Here is a 10941-nt window from a genome sequence, read left to right on the forward strand (position 1 = left end):
GGGGTTATCAACATGAGTCAAAAAAAGTATGTTTACCTTTTTAGTGAAGGTAACGCAAGTATGAAGAATTTATTGGGAGGTAAAGGTGCAAATCTGGCTGAAATGACAAACATCGGTTTACCTGTACCACAAGGCTTTACTGTAACAACAGAGGCTTGTACGAGGTATTATGAAGATGGTCAGGTAGTAGGGGAAGATATTGTAGAACAAATTTTTGAACACTTAAAGAAATTAGAGGATATTACAGGTAAAAAGTTTGGTGATCCATCAAATCCATTACTTGTATCAGTAAGATCAGGAGCAAGAGCATCAATGCCTGGAATGATGGATACTATATTAAACTTAGGATTAAACGATGAAACTGTAGAAGGCCTATCTAAGCTAACAAATAATGAAAGATTTGCATATGACAGTTATAGAAGATTTATTCAAATGTTTAGTGATGTTGTAATGCAAATAGATAAGAACTTATTTGAAAATATTTTAGATGAAGTTAAAGAAGAAAATAATGCAAAATATGATACTGATTTGACTGCTGAAAATTTAAAAGAAGTTGTTAGAAGATATAAGGAACTATATAGAAAAGAAAAGGGAGAAGAATTCCCAAAGGATCCAAAAGTACAATTATTAGAAGCGGTAAAGGCAGTATTCCGTTCTTGGAATAATCCAAGAGCTATAGTATATAGAAAATTAAATGATATACCAGGAGATTGGGGAACAGCTGTTAATGTACAAATGATGGTCTTTGGTAATATGGGTGAAACATCAGGTACAGGTGTTGCATTTACAAGAAATCCATCTACAGGTGAAAACAAAATATTTGGAGAATTCCTAATGAATGCACAAGGTGAAGATGTTGTTGCAGGTATAAGAACACCACAAAGCATAGAAACATTAAAAGAAGTAATGCCAGATTGCTATGATGAATTTATTAGAATAGCAAATATACTTGAAAAACACTACAAAGATATGCAGGATATGGAATTTACAATAGAACAAGGTAAGCTTTACTTCCTACAAACAAGAAATGGAAAGAGAACAGCTCAAGCCGCTCTAAGAATTGCTGTTGAAATGGTTGAAGAAGGTTTAATAACAAAAGAGGAGGCAATCCTTAAGGTTGAACCAAAACAGCTTGATCAATTATTACATCCAATGTTTGATCAGAATGAATTAAAGAATGCTAAGGAAATAGCAAAGGGCTTACCAGCATCACCAGGTGCAGCTTGTGGAAAAGTCTATTTTACTGCTGAAGAAGCAAAATTAAAAAGACAGCAAGGTGAGAGGGTAATTTTAGTTAGAACCGAAACTTCACCAGAAGACATCGAAGGTATGGTTGCAGCTGAAGGTATTTTAACTGCAAGAGGAGGTATGACATCACACGCTGCTGTTGTTGCAAGAGGAATGGGTAAGTGCTGTGTTGCAGGTTGTGGTGAAATAAAGATAAATGAAGAAGGAAAATATTTTACAGTACAGGACATTGTTATAAAAGAAGGAGATTATATATCAATAGACGGAAGCACAGGAAAGGTTTATGGTCAAAAAATTAAGACAGTAGAACCAGAAATATCAGGATATTTTGGTACTTTTATGGAATGGGCTGATAGTATAAGAAAACTTAAGGTTAGAACAAATGCTGATACTCCAAGGGATGCTGCACAAGCTGTTAAATTTGGTGCTGAAGGCATTGGTCTTTGCAGAACAGAACATATGTTCTTTGATGAAGATAGAATACCAGCTGTTAGAGAGATGATAGTTGCAAAGACAGAGGAACAAAGAAGAAAAGCATTAGATAAGTTACTACCAATGCAAAGGCAAGATTTTATTGGTATATATGAAGAAATGCAAGATAGACCTGTTACTATTAGATTGTTAGATCCACCATTACATGAATTCTTACCTCAGGAAGATGAAGATATTAGAGAACTTGCAAATACAATGGGAATTTCCTATGAAGAATTAAAGGCAACTGTTGATAGCTTAAAGGAATTTAATCCAATGCTTGGTCATAGAGGTTGTAGATTAGCAGTTACATACCCAGAAATTGCTGAAATGCAAACAAGAGCAATTATTGAGGCTGCTATAGATGTTAAAAAGAGATTAGGTTATAATATTGTACCAGAAATAATGATACCACTTGTAGGTGAAGTAAAAGAATTAAAATATGTTAAAGATATAATAGTTAAGGTAGCAGATGAAATAATAAGGAATTCCAATATAGAATTAGAATATAAAGTTGGTACTATGATTGAAATTCCAAGAGCTGCTTTAACTGCAGATGAAATTGCAAAGGAAGCTGAATTCTTCTCATTTGGTACTAATGATTTAACACAAATGACTTTTGGTTTCTCAAGAGACGATGCAGGTAAATTCTTAAAAGACTACTACGATAAGAAAATATTTGAGTATGATCCATTCCAAAAGCTTGATCAAACAGGTGTAGGTAAGCTTGTAAAAATGGCTTGTGAGTTAGGTAAGCAAACTAGACCAGATATTAAACTTGGTATATGCGGAGAACATGGTGGTGAACCATCTTCAGTTGAATTCTGCCACAATGTTGGTCTAAACTATGTATCTTGTTCACCATTTAGAGTTCCAATTGCAAGATTAGCTGCAGCACAAGCTCAAGTTAAAAATCCAAGAAACTAATAATATAAGGGGCTGATTCACAGCCCCTTAATATTTTTGATTGAAAAATTCAATTGCATTAGCTATAAATTGTTTATGATATTCTTTTTGTGAAATTGTATCTTTCAATATTTTATAAAAGGCTTTTTTATTGCAATGATGAATATTTTTATAATAATCCCGTGTTATCTTCCATATCTTATTTGGAAACATCAATTGTGCCAATAGTAATTTAAATTCTAAATAATTAATAGAACGATTTTTTTCATAATATTCTACAGCTTGTTTAAATAAATTAAAATTCCAACATGTACTTTTCCTTTTTAAAATTCTTTTTATGAATACATAAAAATCATTTATTGAATAATCATATTTTGACTTATCAAAATCAATAATATTAATGTCTGAGTTAAAAATGATATTTTTATTGACATAATCATAATGGCAAATAGATTTCTCCAACTCTTTACTATTAAAATCTATTTGTGATAATAGATATAGTGATTCTTTAGCACATTCTATGTAGTAATCTGCATTATCAATAAATAACTTAGAAAAATCATCCTTATAATAGAAGGCTTTGTTTGATGTATTTAGTAACTGTGAAAAATGCTTTGAATAACTATCATATATTCCATTGTCACCGTATATAATTCTACTTCCATTTATACTTTTAAAATTTCTTGTTACTAAATGAATTTTAGCTAAATAACAAGAGGCATTTAACACGTCATCTATATTATCATAATCACACTTACGTCCCTCTATCCAATCCATTAATATAAAATAATCACCCCTATAATTTAAATAAGGAATACCTGTATTAGTTTTTAAAAATCTGGGGCACTTTATATTAAATATATTTAACCATTCTATTATTGAGTATATAAATAAAAGAGTAGGCTCATCGTGATAAGTTTTTTTTAAGCATTTATTACCTGTATTTGAATAGATTTTATAAACTGCCCGAGCTTTATCTGTATCTTTTGCTTTAATATTCTCAATTTTTATTGCATTACAATTAAAATGACTTAGTATGTATTTTATTTCTTCCTTCGAATAATCTTTTCTTGATGCTTCAATAATATTATATTCCATATGATATCACCTCTTTTATCATTAAAATTATATGTTTTTTATGTAAATATTAGAATAAATAAGTATTATATCTATAATAATAAAATTGTTAGAAAAAAATAAATTATCAAATTTAGAAGGTAAATGAAAATTTTTGTTGTATATTATAAATTAATAGATTAAAATATTGTGGTGATTATTATGAATATACGTGAGCAGTATGAATTATTAGAAGAAAAAATACTTTCTCCTTTAGCTACTAAATCTAAAGATACAATGGGACGGTTAAAACCCGAAGAAAAATGTAGCATAAGAACCGATTTCCAAAGAGATAGGGACAGAATTATACATTCTAAGGCATTTAGAAGATTAAAACATAAAACACAAGTATTTATTGCTCCTGAAGGCGACCATTATAGAACACGCTTAACACATACATTAGAAGTTTCTCAAATTGCAAGAACAATTTCAAGAGCATTGCGTCTTAATGAAGATCTAACGGAGGCAATAGCATTAGGTCATGACCTTGGTCATACGCCTTTTGGTCACACGGGAGAAAAGGTGCTTGATAAAATATCTAAAAATGGTTTTAAACATTATGAACAAAGCTTACGTGTTGTTGATTTCTTAGAGAGAGGAACAGGTTTGAATTTAACATACGAAGTTAGAAATGGCATACTATGTCATTCAGGTGATTTAATTGCAGATACTAATGAGGGAAAGGTTGTAAAGTTAGCAGATAAAATTGCATATATAAACCACGACATTGATGATGCAATTAGAGCAGGTATTTTATCCTTTGACGATTTGCCAAAAGAATGTATAAAAGTTTTAGGTAAGGGGCATTCAGATAGAATCAATACTATGATTACTTCAGTAATTAATTATGCGTTAAAATTTGGAGAGATTTCTTTAACAGGAGAAATTGGTCAAGCAACGTGGGAACTTAGAGAATTTATGTTCAAAAATGTATACATCGGTTCTAAGGCAAAAACAGAAGAGGAAAAAGCAGTTAAAATGCTTGAAACTTTGTATTATTATTATATAAATAATATACATAAACTGCCAAATGAATTTAAAAATAAAATAGATGTGTGGGGAGAAGAGAGGGTTGTTTGCGATTTCATAGCAGGTATGACTGATAGATATGCTATTAATGAATTTGTTAATATATATGTTCCAATGCCTTGGGGAAGAATATTTTAATTTTTTGTAAACAAGAAGGATTTATATATATGATGTCGAAATAAATATAATTGTGTCATATCTAAGATAATAATTTTAAAATTTTTTATTATAAAAGAGGAATTTAACTAATTTTGTAGAAATATAAAGGTGATAAGATGGGTAGAATACCAGAAGATATAATTAATAAAATTATTGAATATAATGATATAGTCGATGTTATATCAGAATATGTGCAGCTTAAAAAGGTTGGACGAAATTATGTTGGTGTATGTCCATTTCATAATGATAAAGGCCCATCATTAAGTGTATCTCCTGACAAACAGCTTTTTCACTGTTTTGGTTGTGGAGCAGCAGGCAATACAATTGGTTTTATAATGAAAATTAGAAATTATGATTATAAGGATGCTCTTCTTTATTTAGCAGAACGAGCAGGTATTGATGTAAGTTTTGATGGAAGTAAAGATAAAAATAAAGATTTAAAGGAAAAACTATATAAAATAAATCTTGAAGCAGCAAGATATTTCTATAATAATTTAAAATCATCAAAAATAGCATTAAATTATTTATATTCAAGAGGAATTGATAATAAAATAATTAATAGGTTTGGATTAGGCTATAGTTTAAATGAGTGGGATGCTTTAATAAAACATTTAAAGAATATGGGTTATTCAGAAGAAGAAATGTCTTTAGCTGGATTATTGGTAAAATCAGAAAAGGGTATATATGATAGATTTAGAAATAGAATAATGTTTCCTATTTTTGATGTTAAAGGCAGAGTTATTGCCTTTGGAGGACGTGTATTGGATGATAGCAAGCCAAAATATTTAAATACATCTGAAACCTTGGTTTTTGAAAAAGGTAAGAATTTATATGGTTTAAATTATGTAATAAAAAATAAAAACTTAGAAAATATAATTGTTGTTGAAGGTTATATGGATTGTATTAAACTTCATCAATTTGGATTAAATAATGTTGTTGCATCTTTAGGAACCGCCTTAACAACGGATCATTCTAAGTTATTAAAAAGGTATACAAATAATATTTATATATGTTATGATTCTGATGCTGCTGGTCAAGCTGCTACATTAAGAGGAATTGAAATTTTAGAATCAGCTGGATTAAATGTAAAGGTAATTATTGTTCCAAGTGGTAAAGATCCTGATGAGTTTGTTAAGAATAATGGAATAGATGAGTTTAAAAAATTAATAAAAGATGCATTATTTATTACTGATTATAGGATATTAAAAGCAAAAGAAGGAAAGAATATTAAAAATCAGTTTGATAAGGTTAAATATGTTAATGAAGTTGTTGATGTAATTTCTAAGTTAAAAGATGAAGTGTTAGTTCAGCATTACTCAGAAAAACTATCAGAAGAAACAGGAATTTCCTTAAATGTTATTATTGATAAAGTTAATAAAAATAGAACAAATATAACAAGTAAGAATAATAATTCAAATATAAGGAATAATATTAAAGGAAATATTTACAATTTAATACCAGCTAATAAAAAAGCAGAAGCATACATACTATCTATACTTTTAAACTATCCATCATTTTATGAAAAAGTTTTTACGACTATAAAGCCTGAAGAATTTTTGACTGAAGTATACAGAGAACTGGCCCTTGAAGTTTTAACAAAAATACCTAAGGGTGAAGAAATAGATAAAAATTATTTTTTAAATAAATATCAAGAACAAGAAAAAATAGAGGATATAGCAAGGGTTTTTTCATATTCAATAGGTACTGAAGATGATATAGCAAAATTGTTAAATGATTCTATTAAAACTGTTAAGCGTTTTTCATTAGAACAAAAAATTAATAATTTAAAAAGTCAAATTAAAAAATGTGAATTAGAAAATGACATACATAAATCTGTACAACTAATGCAACATCTAATAAAACTTCAAAAGGAATTAGACCAAATATAGTGCCTGTGAAGGGAGGTATACTTTTGAAAAAAGAAGCATCAAAGCAAAAGAAACAAGATAAAAAGGCAGAAGAAAATCAATCAAAAGGCGCTAAGATGTCAATAGTTAAAGAATTAATTGAAAGGGGTAAAAAGGCTGGGTTTTTAACATACAAGGAGATAATGGAAACATTAGGTGATGTTGATTTATCATCTGAACAGATTGACAAAATATACGAAATATTAGAATCAATGGGTATTGAAGTTCTTGAGGATATGGATGATTTTAACCCAGAACAACTTTTAGAAGAAGACCTTGATTTATCAATTCCAGAAGGAATAAGTATTGATGACCCTGTTAGAATGTATTTAAAGGAAATTGGTAAAGTTCCATTACTTTCAGCTGATGAAGAAATTGAGCTTGCTAAAAAAATAGAAAAAGGGGATCAAGAAGCAAAGAAAAAACTTGCAGAAGCAAATTTAAGACTTGTTGTAAGTATAGCAAAAAGATATGTAGGGAGAGGTATGTTATTTCTTGATTTAATTCAGGAAGGTAATTTAGGTCTCCTTAAGGCAGTTGAAAAATTTGATTATAGAAAAGGTTATAAATTTTCAACTTATGCAACGTGGTGGATAAGACAGGCTATAACAAGAGCTATAGCAGATCAAGCAAGAACAATTAGAATACCTGTTCATATGGTAGAAACAATAAATAAATTAATAAGAGTTTCAAGACAACTTCTCCAGGAGTTAGGAAGAGAACCATCAGCAGAAGAAATTGCAAAAGAAATGGATATGGAAGTTGACAAAGTAAGAGAGATACTGAAAATAGCTCAGGAACCAATATCTCTTGAAACTCCTATCGGTGAAGAGGAAGATAGTCATCTAGGAGATTTTATACCTGATGATGATGCACCTGCACCAGCAGAAGCAGCAGCATATACTATGCTTAGAGAACAATTAATGGATGTATTAGATACACTTACTCCAAGGGAGGAAAAAGTTCTAAGATTAAGATTTGGATTAGATGATGGTAGAGCAAGAACATTAGAGGAAGTAGGTAAGGAGTTTAAGGTTACAAGAGAAAGAATTAGACAAATTGAAGCAAAGGCTCTAAGAAAATTGAGACATCCAAGTAGAAGCAAAAAATTAAAGGATTATTTAGATTAATAGGCTTACAGCAGTAGGCCTTTTATTTTTAAAGGAGTGAAGAAATTGTTATTGTCTAATAGATTAGAAGCTGTATTTAATATGATAGATAAATCAAAATGTTTGGCTGATATAGGTACAGACCACGGATACATACCAATAAAGGCTATATTAGAAGAAAAATGTGAAAGAGCAATTGCAAGTGACATAAAAAAAGGACCTATTGATGTTGCTTTAAAAAACATAAAGAGATATGGTTTGCTTGATAAAATAGATTTAAGAATAGGTCCTGGTCTTACAACCTTAAAAGAAGGGGAAGCAGAAACCATTGTTATTGCAGGAATGGGAGGAAATTTAATTGCTGATATTATTAAAAACGATATAGATGTAGCTAAAAATTCAAACTACCTAATTCTACAACCAGTACAATATCCCGAGGTTCTAAGGCAAGAACTTTATAATGAGAACTTTTATATTATTGATGAGGATATTATTAAAGATGAAAATAAGTATTATCATATATTAAAGGTTACTTATGGTAAAAAAAATAAATACAATTTACAAGCAGAATTTTTTGTAGGTCCGGTAAATATAATGAAAAAAAGTAAAGAAACTTTAAATTATATAGATGACAAAATAATACATTTTGAAAAAATTTTAATGGGATTAGATATTAATTTACATTATAATAAATATAAAGAAGTTGAAAATTTAATAAATAGTTTTAAGGAGTTGAAAAAATGTCTGTAATATTAAAAGATTTGATAAATTTTATTGAGGAACGTTATCCCAAAAAATATGCAGAAGAGTATGATAATGTTGGTTTATTAGTTGGCGATGAAAATAACAAAATAAATAAAATTTTAGTAACGGTAGACATTACCAAAGAGGTTATAAAGGAAGCAATTGAAAATAAAGTAAATCTAATTATAAGTCACCACCCATTAATATTTAAGCCAATTAAAAATTTAAATAAAAAAAGTAGTTTTGCAACGATGATATACGACTTAATAAAAAATGATATAAATGTTTATGCACTTCATACTAATTATGATATAGCTAATGATGGTATGAATGATGTCATATCAAAAAAACTAAATTTAAAAAATGTGTCTGTACTTGAAGAAACAAATAAAGAAAAATTATATAAAATTATAACATATGTTCCTACAAAATATGCAGAAGAACTAAAGGAAGCATTGTTTAATGCAGGGGCAGGTTGTATTGGTAAATACGATAAATGTTCTTTTAATGTTTTAGGTGAAGGTACATTTAGACCATTAAATGGAACTAACCCATTTATTGGCCAAATAAATAAATTACAAAGAGTTGAAGAAATTAAAATTGAAACTATTGTAACTGCCTCAAATTTAAACACTGTTATAAATACTTTAGTTAAAAATCATCCCTATGAAGAACCAGCATTTGATATTATAAAGCTTGAAAATACTCTCCCTCAAGGATTAGGAAGAATAGGATATTTAGATATTCCACTTTCTGCTAAAGATTTTGCTATGCAAGTAAAAAAAATATTTAATCTAAAAATGATTACATTAATCGGTGACAAAAATAAAAAAATTAATAAAGTTGCTGTTATAGGGGGATCGGGTAGCGACCTAATTAATGTTGCAAAGTCTAAAGGATGTGATTTAATTCTAACTGGTGATGTAAAACATCATATTGCAATCGATGCTATCGAAAATGACATCGTTGTGTTGGATGTAACACATTTTGGACTTGAGCAAGTGTTTATTGAAGATATATATACATTGCTAACAAGCAATTTTGATAATATTGAAGTTATGAAAACCTACTCTAAACAACCATTCTATTTTATATAGGTAAATTATTCTTGTTTACAAAGTCGATTATAAGTGATATAATCTAAAAATGTAACAACGAAATAATGTTGAGTAAGCTGAATGGTCGCTGCCGTAATTTTTTACGGGAGAGGAAAGTCCGAGCTCCATAGGGCAGGGTGCTGGGTAATACCCAGTGGGGGCGACCCTAAGGAAAGTGCAACAGAGATATACCGCCATAATCAATCTTTGGATTGATGAGTGCAACTTTTGTTGCGTGGTAAGGGTGGAAAGGTGAGGTAAGAGCTCACCAGCACACTGGCGACAGTGTGGCTCTGTAAACCCCACCTGGAGCAAGACCAAGTAGAAGGGCGTATGTGCTGGCCCGGCACGCCCTCGGGTAGTGTCGCTTGAACCTACTGGCAACAGTAGGTCTAGATAGATGACCATTCTCGACAGAACTCGGCTTACAGGCTTACTCAATTTTAGTAGTATTAAAGCACTGCCATAGGCAGTGCTTTTTATGCTGTTTCTTCCTTTAACACAAACTTTTTTATTACGTGGGCAACTCCATCTTCTTCGTTAGTCTTTGTTACATAATCAGCTTTTTTCTTTACTTCTGGAAATGCATTTCCCATAGCAACTCCTAAACCCGCAAATTCTATCATATGTATGTCATTTTCAGCATCTCCTATGCAGATTACTTCACTTGGTTTAATTCCAAGTTTTTCGGCAAGTAATCTTACGCCAAATCCCTTATTGACCTTCTTATTTAGAAATTCTAAAAAGAATGGTGCACTTCTAACTATTGTATATTTGTCATATAATTCCTTTGGAAGCAATTCAATAACTTTATTTAACTTTTCCTCGGGATCGACAAACATTATTTTTACGATAGTTGTATTTTTATCTATAGTATCAAAATCAACAATTTCCAATGGTATACAGAGATTTCGCAGTAAAATTCCAGTAGAATTTTTATTTTTACTGAAATTATATCTTATTACATCTTATTGAAGAAATGGTATTCCGCCATCCCTGTAGATTATAAAAATAGTTATAACTCCCCCTACCCCAAGAAATTTAAATAATTAATTTCCAATTTTATTGTTGCATTAAGTTTTTTCAAATACTGGGTTATTCCAGGTATCTTCTATTGTAAATCTCTCATCTCTTATATCCTCAATAATATTTATT

Annotated in this window: 7 protein-coding genes, 1 other RNA gene and 1 pseudogene; 7 read left to right on the forward strand and 2 right to left on the reverse strand. The window is 29.8% G+C overall.

What is annotated here, in order from left to right:
• Positions 1-12 precede the first annotated feature (12 nt).
• Positions 13-2646 carry a pyruvate, phosphate dikinase gene (ppdK, locus tag A3M9_RS0106955; protein WP_027308587.1) on the forward strand — a complete coding sequence of 878 codons (2634 nt, stop codon included), beginning with the start codon at positions 13-15 and terminating at the stop codon, positions 2644-2646.
• 27 nt (positions 2647-2673) lie between these two features.
• Here the strand turns inward: ppdK and A3M9_RS0106960 are convergent, their stop codons facing one another.
• Complete coding sequence (locus tag A3M9_RS0106960) at positions 2674-3723, reverse strand: CotS family spore coat protein (RefSeq protein WP_051350639.1); 1050 nt, start codon at positions 3721-3723, stop codon at positions 2674-2676.
• A gap of 180 nt (positions 3724-3903) precedes the next feature.
• Here A3M9_RS0106960 and A3M9_RS0106965 point away from each other — a divergent pair, with 180 nt between their 5' ends.
• The 6 genes from A3M9_RS0106965 to rnpB all read left to right on the forward strand — a co-directional run bounded on the left by A3M9_RS0106965 (position 3904) and on the right by rnpB (position 10230).
• On the forward strand, positions 3904-4908 hold the full coding sequence (locus A3M9_RS0106965; protein ID WP_027308589.1) for a deoxyguanosinetriphosphate triphosphohydrolase: 1005 nt from the start codon (positions 3904-3906) through the stop codon (positions 4906-4908).
• 137 nt (positions 4909-5045) lie between these two features.
• On the forward strand, positions 5046-6818 hold the full coding sequence (dnaG, locus tag A3M9_RS0106970) for a DNA primase (RefSeq protein ID WP_027308590.1): 1773 nt from the start codon (positions 5046-5048) through the stop codon (positions 6816-6818).
• Positions 6819-6841: 23 nt separating this feature from the next.
• Positions 6842-7966, forward strand: a complete 1125-nt coding sequence (gene rpoD, locus A3M9_RS0106975) for an RNA polymerase sigma factor RpoD (protein ID WP_370882849.1) — start codon at positions 6842-6844, stop codon at positions 7964-7966.
• A gap of 36 nt (positions 7967-8002) precedes the next feature.
• Positions 8003-8695, forward strand: coding sequence for a tRNA (adenine(22)-N(1))-methyltransferase TrmK (locus tag A3M9_RS0106980; RefSeq protein WP_370882850.1), 693 nt, complete (start codon positions 8003-8005; stop codon positions 8693-8695).
• On the forward strand, positions 8686-9786 hold the full coding sequence (locus tag A3M9_RS0106985) for a Nif3-like dinuclear metal center hexameric protein (protein ID WP_027308593.1): 1101 nt from the start codon (positions 8686-8688) through the stop codon (positions 9784-9786). The genes A3M9_RS0106980 and A3M9_RS0106985 overlap by 10 nt, the downstream gene beginning before the upstream one ends.
• A 69-nt stretch (positions 9787-9855) precedes the next feature.
• Positions 9856-10230, forward strand: an RNA gene (gene rnpB / locus A3M9_RS14190) — RNase P RNA component class A.
• A gap of 35 nt (positions 10231-10265) precedes the next feature.
• Here rnpB and A3M9_RS13385 read toward each other — a convergent pair.
• A pseudogene (locus tag A3M9_RS13385) lies at positions 10266-10688 on the reverse strand (Cof-type HAD-IIB family hydrolase); the annotation flags it as partial.
• Between the last annotated feature and the right edge of the window lie 253 nt (positions 10689-10941).

The organism is Caloramator sp. ALD01, assembly GCF_000472625.1.
Taxonomy (GTDB): Bacteria; Bacillota; Clostridia; order Clostridiales; family Caloramatoraceae; genus Thermobrachium; species Thermobrachium proteoclasticum.